This is a genomic window from Lutibacter profundi, assembly GCF_001543325.1.
In the GTDB taxonomy this organism is placed as follows: domain Bacteria; phylum Bacteroidota; class Bacteroidia; order Flavobacteriales; family Flavobacteriaceae; genus Lutibacter; species Lutibacter profundi.
The window spans coordinates 557,577-582,124 of record NZ_CP013355.1; the positions used below are offsets into that span (position 1 = coordinate 557,577).

Annotated in this window: 17 protein-coding genes and 1 CRISPR repeat array (1 of these 18 only partly in view); all 17 genes read left to right on the plus strand. The window is 29.5% G+C overall.

What is annotated here, in order from left to right:
* The first annotated feature begins 317 nt into the window (after positions 1 to 317).
* On the plus strand, positions 318 to 4,094 hold the full coding sequence (purL, locus tag Lupro_RS02495; protein WP_068205981.1) for a phosphoribosylformylglycinamidine synthase: 3,777 nt from the start codon (positions 318 to 320) through the stop codon (positions 4,092 to 4,094).
* Positions 4,095 to 4,294: 200 nt separating this feature from the next.
* Entirely contained in the window at positions 4,295 to 6,076 is a 1,782-nt protein-coding gene (locus Lupro_RS02500; protein ID WP_068205982.1) for an AMP-dependent synthetase/ligase, read from the plus strand.
* A gap of 45 nt (positions 6,077 to 6,121) precedes the next feature.
* Positions 6,122 to 7,810, plus strand: coding sequence for a DNA polymerase III subunit gamma/tau (gene dnaX, locus Lupro_RS02505; RefSeq protein WP_068205983.1), 1,689 nt, complete (start codon positions 6,122 to 6,124; stop codon positions 7,808 to 7,810).
* 50 nt (positions 7,811 to 7,860) lie between these two features.
* Entirely contained in the window at positions 7,861 to 9,786 is a 1,926-nt protein-coding gene (locus tag Lupro_RS02510) for a monovalent cation:proton antiporter family protein (protein WP_068205984.1), read from the plus strand.
* Positions 9,786 to 10,367, plus strand: a complete 582-nt coding sequence (locus Lupro_RS02515; protein WP_068205985.1) for a MiaE family protein — start codon at positions 9,786 to 9,788, stop codon at positions 10,365 to 10,367. Before Lupro_RS02510 ends, Lupro_RS02515 begins: the two co-directional genes overlap by 1 nt.
* Entirely contained in the window at positions 10,368 to 10,805 is a 438-nt protein-coding gene (locus tag Lupro_RS02520; protein WP_068205987.1) for a DUF4268 domain-containing protein, read from the plus strand.
* Positions 10,806 to 10,844: 39 nt separating this feature from the next.
* Positions 10,845 to 12,260 carry a tRNA uridine-5-carboxymethylaminomethyl(34) synthesis GTPase MnmE gene (gene mnmE / locus Lupro_RS02525; RefSeq protein ID WP_068205991.1) on the plus strand — a complete coding sequence of 472 codons (1,416 nt, stop codon included), beginning with the start codon at positions 10,845 to 10,847 and terminating at the stop codon, positions 12,258 to 12,260.
* Between the two features lie 411 nt (positions 12,261 to 12,671).
* Positions 12,672 to 14,102 carry a Cas10/Cmr2 second palm domain-containing protein gene (locus Lupro_RS02530; RefSeq protein ID WP_068205995.1) on the plus strand — a complete coding sequence of 477 codons (1,431 nt, stop codon included), beginning with the start codon at positions 12,672 to 12,674 and terminating at the stop codon, positions 14,100 to 14,102.
* A gap of 2 nt (positions 14,103 to 14,104) precedes the next feature.
* Complete coding sequence (locus tag Lupro_RS02535) at positions 14,105 to 16,150, plus strand: RAMP superfamily CRISPR-associated protein (protein ID WP_068206001.1); 2,046 nt, start codon at positions 14,105 to 14,107, stop codon at positions 16,148 to 16,150.
* Entirely contained in the window at positions 16,151 to 17,638 is a 1,488-nt protein-coding gene (locus tag Lupro_RS02540) for an RAMP superfamily CRISPR-associated protein (protein WP_068206006.1), read from the plus strand. It abuts the gene before it with no gap.
* The gene (locus Lupro_RS02545) at positions 17,625 to 18,080 is read left to right on the plus strand and encodes a TIGR04423 family type III CRISPR-associated protein (RefSeq protein WP_068206007.1); all 456 of its coding nucleotides are present in this window, start codon (positions 17,625 to 17,627) and stop codon (positions 18,078 to 18,080) included. Before Lupro_RS02540 ends, Lupro_RS02545 begins: the two co-directional genes overlap by 14 nt.
* Positions 18,081 to 18,083: 3 nt before the next feature.
* Positions 18,084 to 20,060, plus strand: coding sequence for a TIGR03986 family type III CRISPR-associated RAMP protein (locus tag Lupro_RS02550; protein WP_068206009.1), 1,977 nt, complete (start codon positions 18,084 to 18,086; stop codon positions 20,058 to 20,060).
* 1 nt (position 20,061) lies between these two features.
* Positions 20,062 to 21,141 (plus strand): hypothetical protein, encoded by a 1,080-nt coding sequence (locus Lupro_RS02555; protein ID WP_068206011.1) that lies wholly within the window; start codon positions 20,062 to 20,064, stop codon positions 21,139 to 21,141.
* Entirely contained in the window at positions 21,134 to 21,922 is a 789-nt protein-coding gene (locus Lupro_RS02560; RefSeq protein ID WP_068206013.1) for a hypothetical protein, read from the plus strand. Before Lupro_RS02555 ends, Lupro_RS02560 begins: the two co-directional genes overlap by 8 nt.
* Entirely contained in the window at positions 21,888 to 22,940 is a 1,053-nt protein-coding gene (locus Lupro_RS02565) for a reverse transcriptase family protein (protein WP_068206016.1), read from the plus strand. The genes Lupro_RS02560 and Lupro_RS02565 overlap by 35 nt, the downstream gene beginning before the upstream one ends.
* A 2-nt stretch (positions 22,941 to 22,942) precedes the next feature.
* Positions 22,943 to 23,935 carry a CRISPR-associated endonuclease Cas1 gene (gene cas1, locus Lupro_RS02570; protein ID WP_068206017.1) on the plus strand — a complete coding sequence of 331 codons (993 nt, stop codon included), beginning with the start codon at positions 22,943 to 22,945 and terminating at the stop codon, positions 23,933 to 23,935.
* Positions 23,916 to 24,206: a CRISPR-associated endonuclease Cas2 gene (gene cas2 / locus Lupro_RS02575; RefSeq protein ID WP_068206019.1), complete on the plus strand. Its 291-nt coding sequence runs from the start codon at positions 23,916 to 23,918 to the stop codon at positions 24,204 to 24,206. The genes cas1 and cas2 overlap by 20 nt, the downstream gene beginning before the upstream one ends.
* An 89-nt stretch (positions 24,207 to 24,295) precedes the next feature.
* Positions 24,296 to 24,548: a CRISPR direct-repeat array (repeat unit 35 nt; unit sequence ATATCCTAATACGAATAAAAAATTCCGATTAAAAC); it runs 524 nt beyond the window's last position.

The following is a 24,548-nucleotide window of genomic DNA, read 5'->3' on the forward strand; positions in this document are numbered from 1 at the left end:
ATATATAAATTAGTTTTAAATCTTCACTAATCATTGTTATTAATTTAACAAAAAGGTACTTTCTGTTAAAATAAATTTTAAAAGTCAGTAGATAATTATTTAAAACTATAAAATGTGGGATATAAAATAGAAGAATATTTCGACTGCACTCTACCTGACACTCATAAAGAGAATTACTCAATTCTTAATATGAAATTCAATTAAATTGTTTACAACTCCTTAATAACTTCAACCTTTTAACTTCGTTTGGTTTTAAGCAATTATGAATTATTTATTTAAATTTGTGCATTCTAACAACACACTAAATAAATCAATTTATGATTCTCTTCTTTGGAAACACAAACAGTAAAATATACGCTGTACAAACGTCAAAAGAACTTTCGCAAGAAAACACGCTAAAATTAATCTGGCTTTTTGGAAATTTACAACTACTATCTAAGGCATCTATTGATGCTTTTTTTATTGGTCCACGTGCAGCTATGATTACTCCTTGGAGTACAAATGCTGTTGAAATAACCCAAAATATGGGTATAAAAGGTATTCTACGAATTGAAGAATTTATAGCTTCAAACAAAGATGAAGATTTTGATGCAATGATTTTTCAAAAATATAAAGAATTGAATCAAGATATTTTTAGAATTGATGTAACACCTGAACCTATTATAGAAATCGAAGATATTCAAGCTTATAATCAACAAGAAGGATTATCCTTAAACAAGGAAGAAATTGATTATTTAAATAAACTAAGTACCAAAATTGGTCGGAAATTAACTGATTCTGAAGTGTTTGGATTTTCACAAGTGAATTCTGAACACTGTCGGCATAAAATATTTAATGGCACATTTATTATTGATGGTAAAGAAATGCCCTCTTCACTATTTAAACTCATTAGAAAAACTTCAGAACAAAACCCTAACGGAATTGTTTCAGCATATAAAGACAATGTTGCCTTTGTTAAAGGGCCAACCGTAGAGCAATTTGCACCAAAATCTGCCGACAAACCCGATTTTTATGAGAAAAAAGAATTCAATTCAGTAATTTCTTTAAAAGCTGAAACACATAATTTTCCAACAACCGTTGAACCTTTTAATGGTGCAGCAACGGGTTCAGGAGGTGAAATTAGAGATAGACTTGCCGGAGGAAAAGGCTCCTTGCCTTTAGCAGGAACTGCTGTTTACATGACTTCGTATTCTCGTTTAAATGACACTTCAACTCCGCTCAGCAACCATAACAGACCTTGGGAGCAAGCTATGCAAGAACGTAAATGGTTGTACCAAACACCCATGGATATTTTAATAAAAGCTTCAAACGGAGCTTCTGATTTTGGTAATAAATTTGGACAACCCCTAATTACAGGTTCGGTACTTACTTTTGAGCACGAATACTTCGACAAGCTCAATATGACATCTCGTAAATTAGGTTACGATAAGGTAATTATGCAAGCTGGAGGTATTGGATACGGAAAAGCGGAACAAGCATTAAAAGACAAACCTGCCAAAGGTGATAAAATTATTATTTTAGGTGGTGATAATTATAGAATTGGTATGGGTGGTGCCGCTGTATCTTCTGCTGATACTGGTGAATTTGCAAGTGGTATTGAATTAAACGCCGTACAACGTTCCAATCCTGAAATGCAAAAAAGAGCTGCAAATGCCATTCGTGGAATGGTTGAAAATGATGTCAATACCATTGTTTCTATTCACGATCACGGTGCTGGCGGACATTTAAACTGCTTATCTGAATTGGTTGAAGAAACAGGCGGATTAATAGATTTAGATAAATTACCAATTGGTGACCCTACGCTGTCGGCAAAAGAAATTATAGGAAACGAATCTCAAGAACGGATGGGATTGGTTATTGGAGAAAAAGATGCTGAATATTTGCATAGAATTGCAGATCGTGAACGCGCTCCTTATTATGAAGTTGGAGAAGTTACCAATAACAATCGTTTTACTTTTGAATCTAAAACTACAGGCGAAAAACCAATGGATTTAGATTTGTTTGATATGTTTGGAAGTTCTCCTAAAACAATTATGAGAGATCAAACTATTGTTTACAATTATACGGATTTAGAGTATTCAATAAGAAATATTTCAACCTATTTGGAACAAGTACTTCAATTAGAAGCTGTTGCTTGTAAAGATTGGTTAACCAATAAAGTTGATCGTTGTGTGGGCGGAAAAGTTGCTAAACAACAATGTGCCGGTCCTTTACAATTACCTTTAAATAATTGTGGTGTTATGGCGTTGGATTACAATGGGAAAGAAGGAATTGCTACTTCTATTGGGCACGCTCCTATTGCTGCATTAATTGACCCAGCGGCCGGAAGTAGAAATGCCATCGCTGAATCTTTATCAAATATTATTTGGGCACCTATAAAAGATGGTTTAAATGGAATTTCTTTGTCTGCAAATTGGATGTGGCCTTGTAAAAATGAAGGTGAAGATGCTCGTTTGTACAAAGCTGTAAAAAGCTGTTCTAATTTTGCTATTGAACTGGGAATTAATATTCCAACAGGGAAAGATTCACTTTCAATGAAGCAAAAATACCCAAATGAAGAAGTAATTGCTCCTGGTACAGTTATTATTTCTGCCGCAGGAAATTGCACGGATATTAAAAAAGTGGTAGAACCAGTTTTACAAAAAGATGGTGGTTCTGTTTACTATATCAATCTTTCTCAAGACAATTTTAAATTAGGAGGGTCTTCTTTTGCTCAAACACTCAATAAAATAGGTAACAATGCACCTACAATTAAAGATGCTAGTTTTTTCAAAAGAGCCTTTAACACTATTCAGGAATTAATTATAGAAGAAAATATTATTGCAGGACACGATATTGGAAGTGGTGGATTGATTACAACTTTACTAGAAATGTGTTTTGCTGATTTAAATTTAGGATTAAAAATAGATTTTTCCGTTTTTGAAGAGAAAGACATTATCAAATATCTTTTTGCTGAAAACATTGGTATTGTTTTTCAATCTAAAAATGATAAAACCGTTGAAAATAAATTAAAACAAAATAATGTATCCTTTTATAAATTAGGAACCGTAACCAACGAAGAAACCTTAGATTTTGGTCCTTGCAAACTTGATATTCCAACATATAGAGATATTTGGTTTAAAACTTCTTACTTGTTAGATGCTAAACAGTGTGCAAATAACAAAGCACAAGACAGATTTGAAAATTATAAAAACCAACCTTTAAAATTTACATTCCCAAAACATTTTACAGGTAAATTAAATGACGTCATTGCGAGTGAAACGAAGCAATCTGTTTCTAAAGAAGAGGTTGCCACGTCGCAAACTTGTCTTGAGCTGAGTCGAAAGGCTCCACGCAATGACGGAAAGAGACCAAAAGCCGCTATTATTCGTGAAAAAGGTTCAAACTCTGAACGTGAAATGGCAAATGCCATGTATTTAGCTGGTTTTGATGTAAAAGATGTACATATGACCGATTTAATTAGCGGTCGTGAAACCTTAGAAGATATTCAATTTATTGGAGCTGTTGGTGGTTTTTCAAACTCAGATGTTTTAGGTTCGGCCAAAGGTTGGGCTGGTGCATTTTTGTACAATGAAAAAGCAAAAAAAACACTAGATAATTTCTTTAAAAGAGAAGATACATTATCTGTTGGTATTTGTAATGGCTGTCAGTTATTTATGGAATTAAAAGTGATTAACCCTGAACATAAAGTGCATGGGAAATTAGAGCATAACAACTCTCAAAAGCACGAAAGCAATTTCACTTCGGTTACCATTCAAAAAAATAACTCAGTAATGCTATCAAGTTTAGCAGGAAGTACTTTAGGGGTTTGGATTTCACATGGTGAAGGTAAATTTAAGTTACCAATGGAAGAAAACCAATACAATATTGTAGCTAAATATGGTTATAATGCGTATCCTGCCAACCCTAATGGTTCTGCCTATAATGTTGCAATGATGAGTTCAAAAGATGGTCGTCATTTAGTAATGATGCCACATATTGAACGGTCCATATTTCAATGGAATTGGGCGTATTATCCTGAAGGAAGAAAAGACGAAGTTTCACCTTGGGCTGAAGCATTTTCAAATGCATTTAAATGGCTAAAAAAGAACTAAAATATTTGTGAAGAACTTAAAATCTTAACGCAATCAAAATTTCATATATAATCCTAAATTTATCACCTACTTAATGGTGTATTTATTTTTCTGTTTATATTCTTATTTTTAATGAAAATAAATTTAATTATTACTTCTACACTATTTGTTAAATCCTATTAATTTTTATATTTTGCAATTCAATATTCAAACAATTGAAAATGCCTATAGAAACAACAAGACTCTTTGATTTTGCTTATTACCAACTAGAAAATTTTAATTTAGAAAAAGCCCTTATCACTAAAAAAAATGGTGAATGGATTTCAACTTCATCAAAAGAATATATAGACAAAGCAAATGCAATTAGTAGAGGCTTGTTAAAACTAGGTATTAAACCCGGTGATAAAATTGGTGTAATTTCAACTTCAAATAGAACAGAGTGGAATATTTTAGATATTGGCGTACTCCAAATTGGAGCAACAAACATTCCTATTTATCCAACAATATCTAAAAGTGACTATGAATATATTTTCAATCATGCTGAAATAACGCATTGTTTTTTATCTGATAGTGAACTATTTGAAAAAGCGAATGCCATTAGAAGCAATGTACCTACTCTAAAAGAAATATACTCATTTGATGAAATTGAAGGATGTAAAAACTGGGAGGAAGTTTTAGAATTAGGTAAAGATGAAAGTAATCAACCTGAAGTTGAACGCTTAAAAGAAAATGTAAAATCAGATGATTTAGCCACCATAATATACACTTCAGGAACAACCGGAAGACCGAAAGGGGTAATGCTCTCACACAACAATATTGTTTCCAATGTTTTAGATAGTTTCCCTAGATTACCTTTATCCCTTGGAAACATGAAAGTATTGAGTTTTTTACCTGTTTGCCACGTTTTTGAACGAATGCTACATTATTTGTATCAATATGCAGGAATTTCAATTTATTTTGCTGAAGGAATGGACAAAATTGGAGAAAATATAAAAGAGGTTAGCCCCTCATTTATGTCGGTAGTTCCAAGACTTTTAGAGAAAATTTATGACGGTATTATTAGCAAAGGATCAACATTAAAAGGAGTTAAGAAATTTTTATTCTTTTGGGCAGTAGATTTAGGCTTAAAATATGAACCTTATGGCAAAAATGGTTGGTGGTATGAGAAAAAATTAGCTCTTGCTAATAAATTAATTTTTAGCAAATGGAGAGAAGCATTAGGAGGTAACTTATCTACTATGGTTTCGGGTAGTGCTGCACTACAACCCCGTTTAGCAAGAGTATTTACAGCTGCAAAAATGCATGTAATGGAAGGTTATGGACTAACTGAAACATCTCCTGTAGTTACCGTAAACATGTATAAAAATAAGTTAATGAGAATTGGGACTGTTGGTAAGCCAATAGACAATGTTGAAGTTAAAATTGCTGAAGATGGTGAAATTTTAGTGAAAGGTCCAAATGTAATGCAAGGCTATTACAAAGATGAAGAAAAAACAGCAAGTGTAATGACTGGTGATTATTTTCATACTGGTGATAAAGGAGAACTTGACGCAGATGGATTTTTAAAAATTACAGGAAGAAAAAAAGAAATTTTTAAAACATCAGGAGGAAAATATATTGTTCCTGCTTTACTTGAAAATGAATTAAAACAATCACGTTTTATTGAGCAGGTACTAGTTGTTGGAGAGGGACAAAAAATGGCTACAGCTATTATTCAACCTAGTTTTGAATTTTTAAGAGATTGGTCTAAAATTCATCATGAACCTGTTTTGGGTGATAATCAAGTCTTAATAGAAAACCCACACATATTAAATCGCATTGAAAAAGAAGTGAAAAAATGCAACAAAAACTTTGGGAAATGGGAAACCATCAAACGCTTTGAATTAACACCTGATGTATGGGGTATAGATAACGGCTTATTAACACCAACAATGAAGCCAAAGCGTGATGAAATTATTGCTAAATACTTGCATTTATACAATAAAATGTATGAAATAAAATAGTGTTTAAACAACACCTTTGATATTTTACGAAAATTAATAAACTTAATGGAACAATTTATAGTATCTGCCCGTAAATATAGACCTCAAACTTTTAAGGACGTAGTTGGGCAACAAGCTATTACCAATACGCTAGAAAACGCTATAAAAAGTAACCACTTAGCACAAGCTTTACTTTTTACAGGCCCTCGCGGGGTTGGAAAAACTACTTGTGCACGAATTTTAGCGAAACAAATAAACCAAGCCAGTTCTGAAAGTTTAGACGAAGATTTTGCTTTTAATATTTTTGAATTAGATGCAGCCTCAAACAACTCGGTAGATGATATTAGAAGTTTAACTGATCAAGTTAGAATTCCTCCTCAAACAGGTAAGTATAAAGTTTATATTATAGATGAAGTTCATATGCTTTCATCAGCCGCTTTTAATGCCTTTTTAAAAACATTAGAAGAACCTCCTGCACATGCTATTTTTATTTTAGCTACTACCGAAAAGCACAAAATAATACCAACCATACTTTCAAGATGTCAAATATTTGATTTTAAGCGAATTGGAGTATTAGATATCAAAACTTATTTAGGAAAAATTGCACTTCAGGAAGAAATTAATGCTGAGGATGATGCACTACATATTATTGCTCAAAAAGCTGATGGCGCTTTACGTGATGCACTCTCTATTTTTGACAGAGTTGTTAGTTTTTCAGGAAAGGAGCTAACACGTAAAGCAGTTACAGAAAACCTAAATGTATTAGATTACGATGAGTATTTTAAAACCACCGATTTAATTCTAGAAAACAAAATACCCGAAGTGCTACTTCATTTCAATACTATTTTGTCAAAAGGGTTTGAAGGTCATCATTTTATTAGTGGTTTAGCATCTCATTTTAGAGATTTATTAGTTGCTAAAGACAAAATAACTATTGATTTATTAGAAGTTGGTGACAATGCCAAAAAAAAGTATTTAACACAATCTGAAAAAAGTGATTTGAAATTTTTAATAAAAGCGATAGATTTAGCAAACGACTGTGATTTAAAATACAAAACAAGTAAAAATCAACGATTGCTAGTTGAACTTACATTAATGCAATTGGCTTCTATTACTTTTAATAACGAAAAAAAAAACAATAAACCATACATAATTGCTTCGCTTCACTTTAATACAGGCATAATTTCAAAACCTACTACTAAATTAAAAACCAATCAAGTAAAAGAAATTATAGCAAAAGAAAGTAAGGTAGAGAATCCCATAAAAGAAATTGTAAAACCTATTTTAAAAAGTAAAAATAGAAGACCTTCTGCCCTCTCACTAAAAAGTGTTGGTCGCAAAAAAGAAATTGAAACATTAGATGTTGAATATGAAGAAGTTGAAGGGAAGCCTTCTGATAAATTTACTGAAGACAGACTGGTTTATCTTTGGAAAAAATACAGTACAAAGTTAATTGAGCAAGGTAAAAAAAGTGTTGCTTCTATAATGAGCTCTTGTAAACCCGTTATAAAAAACAACAACGTTCATATAGAACTTCCTAATACAATAATGGAAGATCAATTAAACAGAGCCAAAGGTAATTTATTAACTTTTCTACGTGAAAATCTCAATAACTATAAAATTAATATTGTAATTAATGTTAATGAAGAGATCACAAAAAAATATGCTTATACCCCACAGGAAAAATATCAAAAACTCAAAGAAAAAAATAGCACACTAGCTTTATTGAAAAAAACATTTGATTTAGATTTATAATGCTTAATTTCATTTGAATACTGTATATTTAACTACTTAAATTATTTAATTTGGATATAGATATAAAATTATTAATTACATTTATTATTGGCTTTCTTATTGTTGCAATTGCGGCCAATCAAATAGCAAAAGTTTTTCAAAAAATAAAATTCCCTTTAATTACTGGATTAATTATTACAGGAATTATTGCAGGATCTTCTGTATTAAATTTTATATCTCCTGTAGCTGTAAAAAAATTAAACTTTTTAAATGATATTGCATTGGCTATTATAGCCTTTTCTGCCGGTTCAGAGTTGTATTTAAATGAATTACGCAGCCGAATTAAAAGTATCAAATGGATGGTTATTGGGCAACTTGTGATAACTTTTGTTATGAGTGCCACAGTCATCTTTTTTATTGCCGACCAAATTCCTTTTATGGCTAATTTACCTGCAACTCATAAATTTGGAATATCCATTTTATTTGCAACTATATTTATTGCCCGATCTCCCTCTTCTGCTATTGCAGTTATCAATGAAATGAGAGCCAATGGCCCATTTACCAAAACCGTTATGGGTGTTACCGTTGTAAAAGATGTACTTGTTATCATTTTATTTGCCATTAGCTTATCAATAGCCAAAGCACTTATAAATGATGAGGCTACTGACTTTTTGTTTTTTATCATCTTATTTTTTGAACTTATAGCCTCCTTTGGAATTGGATTTTTAGTTGGTAAAATTTTACAACTCCCTTTTTTAACCAAAATGGACAAACAGCTTAAGGGTATTTCTATTATTCTTATAGGCTATAGTGTCTATTTATTTTCTGATTACATCCGTTTTAAAGCTTTCGATGTATTTCAACATGAATTTATTTTAGAACCCTTGTTAATTTGTATTATTGGTAGTTTTGTATTAACTAATTATAGCAAACACAGAATTGAATTTGGGAAAGTACTCCAAGAAATTAGTCCTATTATCTATATCATCTTTTTTACGTTAACAGGTGCGTCCTTATCTATGCAAACACTAATGAGTGTTTTTGGAATTGCTGTTGGTTTTTTCTTTTTACGACTAATTACCATATTTTTTGGAGGTATTTTTGGTGTTTTTGCAGCTAAGGATTTTAAAAAATACGCACTAATTGCTTGGATGCCTTATTTAACACAAGCAGGTGTTGCTTTAGGTTTAGCTACCATAATTTCTAATGAATTTCCTGTTTGGGGACATGAATTTGAAACCATTGTAATTGCTATTATTGTAATAAACCAACTCATAGGCCCTCCATTATTTAAATGGTCTCTTAATTACGTAAAAGAAAGTCATTTAAGAGCAAAAACTTCAAAATTTGAAGGAAAACAAAACGCTGTAATATTCGGATTGGAAAATCAGGCAATAGCTTTAGCAAAACAACTACAAAAAAACAATTGGGGAGTGCGCATTATAGATACTGATAAAAATTATGCTCATGAAATTAAAGATGTTGAAATTTTAGAATTAAAAAATATTAATTATAAAAATCTTAAACAACTAGAATTAGAAAAAGCAGAAGCCATTATATTATTGCTCTCTGATGAAGATAATTATAAAATTGCGGAGCTTCTTTATGAAAAAATAGGAACAAAAGATGTTATTGTTCGTTTAAATAATAGAGATTATTTTGAGAAGTTTCATAAACTTGGAGCCTTAATAATTGAACCTGCAACTGCCATGGTTAGCTTATTAGATCATTTTGTACGCTCACCGAATGCCGCATCACTATTACTTGGTATGGATGAAGATCAAGACACATTAGATGTTGAAATTAGGAATAAAGATATCCATGGAATGCGTTTAAGAGAACTACGTCTTCCTTCTGATGTACTAGTCCTTTCTGTTAAAAGAAAAGGACAATTATTAGTTTCACACGGTTATACGCGCTTGCGATTGGGTGATATTATTACATTGGTTGGAGCTGGAAGTAGTTTAGAAGAACTTAAATTTAAATTTGACACATAATGTTAGGCTTAAAATCAACAACAAATCCCGAATGGGCTAAAATAGTAGAAGCTAATTTAGGAGCATTTTTAACTGACCACGCGTTTGCAGAACAAAAGGCTGCTGCTGGTGGGTTTTCATTAATTATTTCATATTCTGAAGAAACTGAATTAGTAAAAGCCCTTAGTGAATACACTATTGAAGAAACAGAACACTTTAAACTAGTACATGATTTTATGACTGCTCGTGGCTTTAAACTTGGTAGAGATACCAAAAGTAATTATGCAGCTCATTTACTTAAGTTTTTTCCAAAAACAAAAGATAGAATTGAAAGTTTGGTTAGCAGGTGCTTAATTGCGGCACTTATTGAAGCTAGAAGTTGTGAGCGTTTTAAAACACTCGCTGACTATACTTCTGACAAGGAGTTAGAGCAATTTTATAGAGATTTAATAGCTTCTGAAGCAGGTCACTATTCACAATTTCTTAAATTCGCCAAATCTTATCAAGATAAAAATGTAGTGGATAAAAAATGGGATGAATTACTAACTTATGAAGCTATTTATATGGAAACACAAGGAAAAACACCTTTAGTTCACGGATAAATGTTTAGTAAAGCGGAATCTGCACAACTCAGAAAAGAATTTTGGACTAGTTTTGGAAAATCGTTTCCTAGAAAATGGATTTTATACAATACTCAAATTAAAGGCTTTAGCTTTAAATTTGATGCTAATAAACAACAAGCCCTAGTTTGTTTAGATATTGAATCTAACGATTCCATAAAAAATGAACTGCTTTTTGAACAACTATTATCACTAAAAAATATTTTAGTTGAAACATATTTACCTGATGTTATTTTCGATAAAAAATACACTTTAGAAAACGGTAAAACAATTTATAGAATTTATGTAGTACATCAACAAAAATTCAATATTCACAATAGAAATACTTGGAGAGAAACCTATAAATTTTTCAATATAACAATGCTTCAATTTGAATTATTTTATTATGATTTTGAAGATTTTATTAAACAAGCTATTTAATTTCATCTTTCATTTTAAATAAATATTACTTTTGTACCTATGAATAATACCATACAAAATGATACTATAATTGCTTTAGCCACATCTTCAGGTGTTGGAGCTATAGCTGTAATACGTTTGTCAGGTGAAAATGCCATAAAAATTGCAACTCAATTTTTTCAATCAAAATATGGAGATAAAGATTTAACAAAAGTAAAATCACATACGATCCACTTAGGTAATATTATTGATGATAATCATATTATTGATGAAGTTTTAGTCTCTGTTTTTAAAAATCCTAAATCCTATACTGGTGAAAATGTAGTAGAAATAAATTGCCATGGTTCGGTATATATTCAACAGGAAATCATCCAGTTATTCTTAAAAAATGGGGTTCGTAATGCAAATCCTGGTGAATTTACATTACGTGCTTTTTTAAACGGGAAAATGGATTTAAGTCAGGCTGAAGCTGTTGCCGATTTAATAGCTTCAAATTCAGCAGCCTCTCACCAAGTAGCTTTACAGCAAATGCGAGGAGGTTTTAGTTCTGAAATTCAAAATTTACGGCAGCAATTACTCAATTTTGCAAGTTTAATTGAATTGGAACTCGATTTTGCCGAAGAAGATGTTGAATTTGCTGATAGAACTGAATTTAAAAATTTAATAGCTAAAATTAACACCGTTTTAAAACGCTTAATTGATTCATTTGCTTTAGGAAACGTTTTAAAAAACGGAATTCCTGTTGCTATTGTTGGAGAACCAAATGTTGGAAAATCTACGCTCTTAAATGCTTTATTAAATGAAGAAAAAGCAATTGTAAGTCATATTGAAGGAACCACAAGAGATGCTATTGAAGATGAAATAATTATAGAAGGTGTAGCTTACCGGTTTATTGATACTGCTGGTATTAGAGCTACCAAAGATTTCATTGAAAGTATTGGTATTAAAAAAACATTTGAAAAAATTGAACAAGCACAATTAGTTGTCTATTTATTTGATTTAGAGAAAATTAAAAACAATAAACTTACACTCGAAAAGTGTATTTTAGAAATAAAAAAAATTAAAAATCAGTTTCCGTCTAAGCAATTACTTATTATTGCTAACAAAGTAGATTTAGTACATGATAAAATTATCACTAAAACAAAAAATGCTTTTAAAAATACGCCTCTTATTTTCCTATCTGCCAAAGAAAAAAAAGGAATTTCAAAACTCACCTCTACCCTTACTCAATTAGCAAATAAAGGAGCTTTAAGTAATAATGAAACCATTGTGAGTAATTCACGTCATTTTGAAGCGTTAAATAACGCCTTTAACTCCATAAAAGAAGTACAAAAAGGAATTGATAATGATATAAGTACCGATCTTTTTTCAATTGATGTACGCCAAGCTTTATTTCATTTAGGTGAAATTACTGGTGAAGTAACCACAGAAGATTTATTAGGTAATATTTTTGCTAATTTTTGTATCGGGAAGTAAAAAGGTCTATTAAAAAACTCGACGTATTACTACAATAAGGTTAATTAAATTTTTAGCTCCTTAATGTTATCCAATTTATTAGTACAATTGGCTGTCTCTAATTTATAATTTTTATAAATTATATTTTTATAGAAATATATGGTTATATATTCCATTATTTTTAACTAAATTTATTCACAAAAATTTAAGCTATGGATTTATACGATGCTGCTTTGTTTACAATTCGTATTGAAAACGATAATCTAGTACACTTTTAAGATGATGAAATTGAGTATTCTAACTTAAAATTTTGAAGAGAATTAATGTTTAATTGTTAAAGGATTAAATCAAATTTCTCATTTAATTTTTAACTTTTTGTTAAAATCTATAGTTTGTTTATCTAATTTTATAAAATTTATAATACTCAATAGCATGGGACAAAACTACCTCTACGGACTTACCGTCCAAGGCATACAATCTTACATTTTTGAAACCAATAAACTAAAAGAAATTATTGGTGCTAGTGAAATTATTGAACAACTGTGTAGTACTTGGTTTGATAAATTTCTTGAAGAAGAAAAATTAACAGGTGTAATACATCTAAATGCCGCAGGAAATATCCGTTTTCTAACTGATGAGATAACAGCTAAAATAATTTTTGAAGAATACCATTTTACATTATTAGAAAAAGCACCAGGTGTTCCTTTTTGCCAAGCGGTTGTTAAAATTGAAGGAGGCAAGGAATACGAAGCTAACCAAGAACTAGATAAAAAACTTCGTGGCCAACGAAATGTTCCTTTATACGAAACAGATTTAGGTTTAATGACTCGAAGTAAATTTAGACGAACAGGTAGTTTTTCCGTTAATATAGAGAAAGACCTTGACACTAAAGATTATTTTGATAATGTAACTTCTGTAAAACATACCCATAGTACTGAAACAGTATTAAGCCAAAAAGTGAGCATAAATGGGTATGACTTAACCTACCCTAGTGAATTTAAAGAAATAGCCAAAGACAGTAAACACAATTGGTTAGCAGTAGTACATATTGATGGTAATGGTATGGGCTTAATTATTAAAGATATTTTAGATAATAGTGAAAATAAATTTACCGACTTACAAGATTTTTCTACAAAAATAGGTAAATGTACTTTTGCCGCTTTTAAAACAGCAATAGAAGAAGTTTTAATATCTAAAGATGAACAAGCCAAAAAAGATGAACAAAATCCCAACAAAATCACTTTACCTATTAGACCCATTATTATTGGTGGTGATGATGTAACTCTAATTATAAGAGCCGATTTAGCCTTAAAATTTACACGTGTCTATTTAGAAATTTTTGAAAAAAAAACAAAAACGGCAGAATTAAATAACAAACAAGGTGTAACCGCTTGTGCAGGTATTGCCTACGTAAAAGAAAAGTTCCCATTTCATTATTCGGTAAATTTGGCAGAAGAATTATGTACCTATGCTAAAAATGAAAGTAAACGTAAAGCCTCTTGTGTACAATTTCATAAAGTGCAAGATTCTATTATTGATAATTATAAAGAAATTGAGCAAAGAGAATTAACTGTCAATAATTTTATATTTCAAAATGGTCCTTATTATTTAGATAATTATACAGATAAAAATAAAATAAGCGATTTAGTAAATGAGGTAAAAACACTTAAACAAGATGATTCGCCCAAAAATGGTATACGTGAATGGATAGATGCTAAATTTAACAATCCTGCTATGGCTAAAACCTTAATAGAGCGATTAGAAAATAAAACTAAAAAAGAGGAATACAAAGAAATCCTTAAAAAAGAAAAATCTTTTATGGATTATCACACATTATTAGCAGTAAACACTAAAACCAATTAATTATGAAAGTTAAAATAAAATTTTATTCTAATTGGGCAATTGGGAGTGGTAAAGGTGGTGATAGTAAAGACAGTATTATTTTAAACGATGATAACGGTCTGCCTTTTATACCTGGTAAAACTTTAAAAGGTTTGATTCGTGATGCGTTTTTAGAATGTAATTATTCTAAAGAAGATGCTATTAGATTATTTGGGCAAGAAAAAAACTTAGACATAAAAACAGATGATTTAGAAGAAGGTATATTACGTTTTAATTCTGCCTACTTATCAGATGCATTTATTTCGTTACCAAAAGATATAAAAGCGAAACTATTTACCTCAAAAACGGCTACAAGATTAGATGAAAAAAAACAAGCAATAGATTATTCACTACGCAAAAATGAAGTGTGTATTCCATTAGAACTACATACTACTATTTTGGTAAAAGAAAATAATTCTGAATTAGTTGAAGATAATTACAAAAAAATAGAAAAAGCTCTAAAAATGCTCAAAATAATGGGCGAAAAAAGGCATCGTGGTTTAGGCAGGTGTTTGATTACTGTTCCAGAATTTGATACAATAGTAATTAATAATACGGACACAACTGAAAAAAGTAAGACTTCTAAAGTTACAGTTACTGCAAATACCATTCGTTTTAAATGTAAAGTAACCGAATCTTTAGTTTTGGTTAAAAAAGCAAAAACAGGACAAAATATAGAATCTTTAGATTATATACCAGGCAACACATTTAGAGGTATTGTTGCAGGTGCAATTTTTAACGGCGATACAAACGAATTTAACGATATTATCTTTAACAAGACCGTTCAGTTTGGCGATGCTCATTTATTAATTGATGGAGAAAGAAGTCTTAAAACGCCTTTTTCTTTTTATTATGATAAAAATAAAGATAATAATACCTTATATAATTTTCATCATTTAAAAGATAATGACTGGATAGATAAAAAATTAAAATCTCGAAAAAACGGATATTTAATTGGAACAGAAGATGGTTTTAAAATCAAAAATATTGAATACGGTAATCGTATAAAGTCCTCACGAGACAGAAAGAAAAGAAGTTCAGAAAAAGGTGGTATGTTTTCTTATCACTATATCAAAAAAGGACAAGAATTTGAGTTTGAAGTGCGTTCAGAAAACAGTGAATATCTAACTAAAATAATTGAAATTTTAGATAATAAAACCAAATACTTTGGTAAAAGTAAGTCTGCGGAATTTGGTGGGGCTATTGAAATAAAATTTATGAAAGAGGTAGCAGATCAAACTATTACAAAAAATGGAAAATACCTGTATGCCGAGAGCAATCTATGTTTTTTAAATGAGTATGGCGAGTTTACAGCAACACCTTCAATTAAAGATTTAACAGAAGATGAAAACGCAGTAATAGATTGGGAAAAATCACAAGTAAAATTTAGAACTTTTGCACCGTATAATTTTCATAGAAAAAATTACGATTTTGAACGCTTAATTATAGAAAAAGGTTCTGTTTTTGTTTTTGAAAAGGAGGTTGATTTTAATGAAGTTACCTTAAAAAAAGGTTTGGGCTGTTTTTTAACAGAAGGTTATGGTAAAGTCCTTATTAGCCCTTCTTTTTTAAAAGATAAAGAAGTAAAAACAATACCAAAAGATACAACAGAAAAAAATAAGCAAGAAACAACATCAAAAGATGCAACAGAAGAAGATAAAACTCTTATTCAATTTATCAAATCTAAACATAAGAAAAATCTAACAGAAATTGGTATTGATAATAAAGTTAAAGAATATATAACTAAAAATTATTTTCAAAAAAAACCAAGCCAATGGGCAAGAGTATTTAACGCCACTACACAAGCAAAAGATACTACTGAATTAGAAGGATTGTTATTTGGTAATGAGGATGATACAATTTACACAAAAGACAAATCCATATTTTATGGTGGTTCAAAAAATTGGAATAAAAGTGATATTGCTAAAATCACAACATTCTTTAAAGAGGATATTATAAAAGACAAAAAAATAGTCGCTTTAAGAAAATTAGCCAAAAAAATGATTCACAAAACTAAAAACAGCAAGTAAATGGAATTTAGATATAGATATGTAGCGCAAATTGTAGTAGAAGCCCTTACGCCATTAGCCATTGGTAGTGATTCTTTACAATACGACCAAGACGCTCCTGTAGATAAGGACTTTAATGATTTGCCTTATATACCAGGAACCGCCATTACGGGTTATTTACAAAAACAATTACCCAAATTAGAATCTTTATTTGGTGAAAAGCCAGATAGTAATTCTGATGAACCAAAAGGCTCTAACATTATTGTTAGTGAAGCCTTTTTAATGGATAAAAAAGGTGAAGTACTACAGCAACCAAAGATAATCAAAGATGAATTCTTAAAAAAATATTCCAAATTACCCATACGCCAACATACCGCTATAAACGAATTTGGTGCCGCCAGCGATGGTAGTAAGTTTGATACCGAAATAGTATTTAAAGGCTCTCGTTTTAAATTTGAAATAGAACTACAAGTTGCTATAAAAATGGATGCAGATTGGAAAACAATACTAAACGCCTTTTTTCAAAATAACTTCTATCTCGGTGCAGGAGAGTTTAACAATTTTGGCGAATTAAAAGTGATTGAAATTAAAGAAAAAGCATTTGATTTAAAGAAAGATTTAGACAACTATTCAGGTCACAATGTGGATTTGAATGATGTAGATGATGATATATTTAAACCTTATAAAAAACCTAAAATTAATAGAATTTACAATACTTGTTATTTAAAACTCTCAGGCAAAGACTCTTTCTTTCATTTTGGAGCAGGTTATGGCGATACCGAAGTAGATAATATCAATTATTCTGAATTAGTTTTAGAATGGAGTGCTGATAATAAACCAACTTGGGTAGAAAAATTTGTAATACCAGGTACCAGCATTAAAGGTACTTTAGCACATAGAGTGGCTTTTCATTATAATAAAGAGAATAATGTTTTTGTAGAAAACTTAATACCTGCATTTGAAGAGTCTGTTTCCAAACAACTTAACAAAAAATACAAGATTGATAATTTTAAACTAGCCGACAGTATAGCCGCTTTAGAAAAACAAAAATCACAATTAGAAACACACTTAAAAGCATTAGAAAAGGAAGCATTAAATACTGCCATACTTTTTGAAGACTATATTGGCATAAATAACAAAGGTGTGACCGGTTTGTTTGGTACAGCAAAAGATTCTAAAAAAGACAAAGGCAGTAAAGGCACTATTATTATAAAAGATATTTATTTACCAATAGACACACCACAAACCATATTTACACACAATAAAATTGACCGTTATACTGGTGGTACTATTGACACTGCTTTATTTAACGAAAAAGTATTGGCTATTGATGAGGTGACACTTAGTATAAAATCAACAGAAAAGATTGCAGAAACTAATGAAACTACCAAATATTTACAAATGACACTAAATGACCTTAAAAAAGGAATGCTACCACTTGGTGGTTTGGTAAATAAAGGACACGGTATTTTTACAGAACTAAAAACAACAAAAGATGAAACTAAGTAAAGAAGATTTTATAAAAGACTACAATAATAAATTATTTATTGGATATATATGGATGGTAAGTTCAAAAGAAGGACCAAAGACTTATCTAAATAAGGCTAAAATTGATTTTGAAACATTATATGATAAAAAAGAGCCACACAACAAAATACAAGAAGCCTATTTGTACGATGGTACAAACAGTATTCATATAAAAAACATTGATGGCGAAGAGCTATTCTACATTCATAATATTGAAAAATTTTCTGACAAAACGAAATATAAGAATAAGGATTTAGAATTCCCATCTCATATTATAACAGGCAAAAACCTAAAATTTAAACAAGTGTATCAACTTAAAGAAAGTTTAAGTGGTACGGAATTTAAAACTTGGCAACCAATTGTACATCTTTTTAAAGGCTTTGAACCTAAAAACAATACTCAAAACCAACCTAAAACCGATTAAATTATGGCAAATGTAAGCGCACCCTATAATTTTGTACCCTTAAACGAAAAAGTATTTTTTCCACCTTGGGCAAATCTCGTAAACCACGATGTACCGTTTAAAGAGGGCTTAAGTGGGCAAATTGAATTAGAAATAACTGCTGAAAGTCCTATTTTTATTCGTAAACCTTATGAAGAAAGCGATGAAATTGATTCTTATTACACAAATGCAAAAGGTGTAAAAATTTCAAAAGAATTTTGCCATATTAAAGATAAAAATGACGAAAAAAGGTATTACATACCTGGAAGTTCTATAAGAAATATGTTGCGTTCTGTGGTGGAGATTATGAGTTTTAGTAAGTTAAGTTTTTTTAACAAACCTAACAAATTTTCGTTTAGAGATATGGCTAATACCAATTTATACAGCTTAATGAATAACGCTAACAATCTGAATATGGGATGGTTGGTTAAAGAAGATCAAGGAATTAAAATATTATATGTTGGAGACTTAGGTAACTTAAGAGGTCAAAATGTTAATTCTATTTATAGACCCGATAATTATGACAATAGAGATTTAGATTTTTTTAAAAAAATAAGTTCAAATGATTATACTGATTTTATTTCACCAGACACAAAACTAGAAAAAAAGTATAAAATTTATAACAATTCAGAAAACGATTTTAGAAATGGATATAAGGAATCAGCAGCAACATTAAATAATTATAATGATAACCAATTTGACGATGTTATAGTAATTACTGGAAACATTGACGGTAAAAGGAATGAATTTCTATTCAAGAAACCACAACAAAATAACATCAAAGATAAATATGATATAAGTGGTAAAGTATTTCAAAGTTTTGTTATTTCTAATACTGTGAAAGATGAAAATAGTGACAATTGGAATTTTTGGGAATCAAAATTTAATAATAATGAATACATTCCTGTTTTTTTTAGAACTAATAATGATAACGTAATAGATTTTGGTTTAGTTGTGTTATATAAAATGGCATACAATTTTTCATTATTAGAAACAATTAAAAGGAATCAACCAGAAGTTTTTGATAAGAAGCTGGATTTAGTTGAAACATTGTTTGGAAGTATCGAAAACGATTTTAAATTAAAAGGACGTATTCAAGTGTCTCACGCTTTCTCACAAAACGCAACCACATCTAATGAACACAATTTAATTCTTGGTGAACCGAAAATCTCATTCTACCCAAGTTATATAAAGCAATCAGTAAAAAATAACGGAAATTTACAAGGGCAGTATAGGACTTTGCATAACAATAATGCAGAAATAAGTGGTCGGAAAAGATATCCTATTCAATATATATTTGAACCCAATTATATAGCACCTAATAATAATCAAAATGGGGAAGAAAATGTATCAACTTCATTTCTTGCTTTAAGAGAAAATACAAAATTTAAAACTAAAATTAATTATCATAATTTATTGCCAATTGAATTAGGGGCATTGTTATCAGCCATAACTTTTCATAACACAAATAAAACTAGACATAATATTGGTTTAGCAAAACCCTATGGTTTTGGTAGAGTCAGTATTCATATTAATAATATGGAAAAGGAAACAATTAAAAACTATATTGGTTTATATCAAAAAATAATGAATGACTTTACATCTAATAAAAGTTTAGGTGAGTGGATAAAGACAACACAATTAGTCGAATTAATATCAATGGCACATTTATTTATTGAACAAGATAAGAGGAAACTTAAATATATGCAATTACAAGATCATCAAAATATTAAAAAGAGACGAATAAATAGGGTTAATCATAACCCTAAAGCTTTACCATTATATTCAAAATTTTTAAATCATTCACTAGCGCCAAACAACATATCAACAATTATGAGTTTTGATATACAAAATTATACCTTAAAAGAAGATTTAGAACAATTATATAAAAACAAGGTAACAGAGATACAAAATATAATTAACAATTTAAATTCTCAATTAACGATTAAAAAACAACAATAAAATGAAAAAAATAACAACAATTATTTTGCTGCTATTTAGCATAGTTAGCTTTGGGCAAACAACAAAAAAGGATATAAAAGAGGTTAATGATAAGTTAGAATTATTAAAAAATGAGATAAAAGAAATTGATAATATCAATACATATCAACAAAGAAAATTAATTGAACTTGAAGAGGTTAAAACAATCAAAAGTCAATATAAAAACAGAATAGAAAGCATTAACACAACGCTACAAGAAGCTAAAGAACGTGAAAATAGTTTCTTAACATACATACAATGGTTCTTCACAATATTAGGAACTGTAATTTTGTTTTTTACAGGGAGTTCCTATTATGAAATGAAAGAATCAAGAAAAAAAATAAAAGAAGAAAAAGAACAACAATTTTCAGAACAAATCAACCTGAATAATAAATTATTTAGTGATAAAATTTCAGAATTAATTACCAAAAACGATACACATATTAAATCTATAGTTGATGAAAAAACCTGGGAATTTAGACTAATGGCTAAATCTAACATTATTGTAATTAATCCCAATTCTATTGATGATGCTAAAAATTTACAACCAATATTAAAATGGTTTCAAAAAAAAGAAGGTTCTATTAAGCATATTCCTGAAACTGATTTTAATATGAGCTCTGAAATTGAAAATAAAGTTAAAGAAAATGTTGATAATACAAAATTCAATATTGTATTATTAGAAAATTCTGATGGCAAATGGAACATAGATCATAGAAATACTTTAAGTACAGATCATATCTACAATGCTACGCATATAGCAGCTAACTTACCAGACAAAACAATGTTATTATATTTTGGTCCTAGAGAAGCTGGTGATTTCCCCAATCGTTCTGAAAATTACTATAATTATTTTAATTCAAGATATACTACTTTAATTGAAAAGAAAGACTTATCAGAAAAGGAAAAACAGGAATTGAATACTATTATAAGTCAAAACAAAGAAAACGTTAATAAAATTATTGACCATATTTCCTTTGCTAATACACCATCCAAGCTATATCCTAATTTAATAGATGCGTTAAAGTATATGGACATTATAAATCCAAATATAAATGCTTAAAACCCCCATAAAAACAATCCAATTTCTAGATCTCTGTTTTAACAACAGAGAATACTTTTTAGACCATATAAAAACAGAAGTAGTAGAATTTGCTTTAAACAAACAAGAACTCTTTAAAGCAATGGATTGCAATGCAGAGTATTTTCATAAAGACAAACACAAAACAAAAACAGTGGACGTGTTAATACACAGCTTACTAATAAACAACACCTTAACACTTAGAGCCTATACCCAAAAAGCCATTGAAACCTTAGATTTTTGGTTTACATTATATAAAAAAGAATTTCCTAAAAAATGTGTCAATGTAATTATAAGTACCGAGTTTTTTGAATACAAAACACTAAACCAACCACAAACCTATACCAGTACCAATTGGATTCCTTTTAACAATTGTGAACTTAAAAACAAAACCTATTACAACAAAGAGAAAAATATTAAACTAAACAACAACGAGTTTAAAACACAATTATTTGCCAACGTACTGTATGGTTTTATAGAAAAATTGGGTTTAGATACCCAAACCATAAAACTAAAGCCTAGCCATTTTACCATTGCACCAAAACACAAAAGTATTTTAGCACTTAAAACCAAAGTAGCAGGTAAAGAGATAAAAGTAAAAAAATACAGTTTTAAAACTACATTTACCAGCAATGTACAATTGCCAAGTTATTTTTCATTAGGGCAAAATATTGGGTATGGCAATGGTGTTTTTATAAGAGACAACTCAATTTCTAATATAAATCACCATGAAAAATCAAAAACTAACACTAAACCAAATTAAAAGAAATGACGTTTTAATAAAGAAATGTAAAACCTCCAAACAAATAGCGTCACTACTAAATTGTAGTGCAAAAGAATTGACACTTCATTCTTTTGAGCCTATATATTATCATTTTAAAGTACCTAAAAAAAGAAAAGGAGCGTTTAGATATATTGAAGCACCTTCACAAGAAATAAAACACCTACAACGTAAATTAAATTACTACCTACAATCGGTTTATTATCTTAACCAATCTAAAGCATCTTACGGTTATATTATAAAAGCCATTGGCCAAAAAAATACTAAAAATATTTATACCAATGCCTTACAACATTTAGGTAGTACTTATATGCTCAACGCTGATTTTAAAGATTTTTTTCATCAAATAGCACTAAATGATGTGGTGCAAATTTTTAAAAGTAAATTATTTAATTTCAATAAAAATACCGCTTATACCTTAGCAAAAATTTGCACCTATAAGGGTAGATTACCTATGGGAGCACCAACATCACCTGCTTTATCTAATTTGTACAGTATTGCTTTAGACCATGATTTAAGTACTTGGGCAACGCTTAATAAATTAATTTTTACACGCTTTGTAGATGATTTAAGTTTTTCCTCAAAAAACAACTTGTTAAACCAAACTCATTTTAAACAAATAAATAACATAGCTTTAAAATACCACCTTAATTTTAACCCCAACAAAACCAAATATTTCAGTAAAACGGATAAAAAAATTGTAACAGGTTTAGTATTAAACAATACCGTAGATATTGACAAAAGCTATTATAACGAACTTGACAAAGATATAAATCGTTTACAAAAAGTTATCGAAGTACATCATATTACAGGAAAAACCCAAGGGCTTGCCTTTCTTAAAGAATTTAAACAACAAATTATGGGTAAAATTAATTTTATAAGTACAATAGAAGGTAAAAACAGCAAACAATACCTTACGTATCTCAATAGTTTTCACAATGCTCTAGAGGTTAATAATGAGTTGGTAAATCGTTGGACAAAATTTTCTAATTACATATAATTATGCAAGTATTTATAGATACCAAACAGACAAGTATTGAAGTGCGTAACAATTCTTTTTTTATAAAAAACAAAACAACTAACCGTATTATAAGTCCTAAAAGAATTGAGAGTATTGCTATAACAAGCAATGCTACTATAAATGCTTCGGCAATAAAGCTAGCAGCAATACACGAAATACCCATCTATTATTACAATTACACAGGTGGTTTAATTGCCCAGTTAATAAGCCCTTCTTTTTTAAAACATGCCACATTAAGAAAGCAACAAGTTTTATTTATGAAAAGTAAACAAAGTATTTTATGGGTTATCGCACAACTTAACTTAAAAACAGATTTACAACTACAAACTTTAAAAAGAGCCACAAAAGAAAACAATTTTTTAAAAGAAAATTTAAACCCTATACTACAAAGTATTATAGAAAACAAAGATAAACTACAAAGTGTTACTTTAGAGTCTCCTATAATTAAAAACACTATTATGGGCATAGAAGGCAGTATAGCACGTATATATTATAAAGGTATTAATTATGTACTACCACAAAAATATCAATTTACAAAAAGAAGCAGACAACCAGGAGCAGATTATTATAACACAACCATTAACTATTTATATGGCATGACCTATAGCCACATAACAAAAGCCATACAAGCAGCAGGTTTAGACTCATTTATGGGTGCATTGCACACTACACCTTATAAAGAGAGTTTGGTTTTTGATAGCATAGAACCCTTTAGGCCCATTATAGACAGACTATTATTACAAATATGCAAAGAAGAGCTATTAGAAGATAAACATTTTAAAAAAATAGCAAATGGTTACTGGTTAAGTAGAGAAGGTAAAAAATTAATTATCCCTTTATATACAGACTATTTGCAGAGTAGAATAAAAATAGAAAACAAAGTTAGTAGCATAACAAACCATATATACTTAAACTCTAGAAAACTAAAAATACAAATTCAAAACCAAGAAAACCATGTACTTAATACTTTATGATATTACAGAAACACCCATACGCACCAAAGTAGCCAAACTACTAGAAAAGGAAGGGTATGAACGCATACAGTTTTCTGTTTTCATAGCGCCATTTAACCCAAGTAAAAATAGGCTTTGGCTTAAATTAGAAAAATTACTAGCAACAACTAAAGACAATAAAATTTTTTGTTTAAAAATAACTGAAGAAAATTTTTATAAGATAAAAACTATTGGTAAATTTGAGATAGATTTAGACTATTTATCTGGCAATAAAAGTTCTTTGATAATTTGAAAAAATATAGCTAATGCATAATAAACACATATTGCAAGTTTAAAAAAACCAGCTAATCACCATAAAACCTAACAAAAATAAAAAATAGGATATCCTAATACGAATAAAAAATTCCGATTAAAACAAATACCATCCATTACATCTAGTCCACCAATATTATATCCTAATACGAATAAAAAATTCCGATTAAAACACAACTGACACAATTTCTGTCCTGTCTACTTCTTATATCCTAATACGAATAAAAAATTCCGATTAAAACCTGTAAGAACAAGTAATAGTATTATCACCATATATCCTAATACGAATAAAAAATTCCGATTAAAACTTTAATTTTAATGT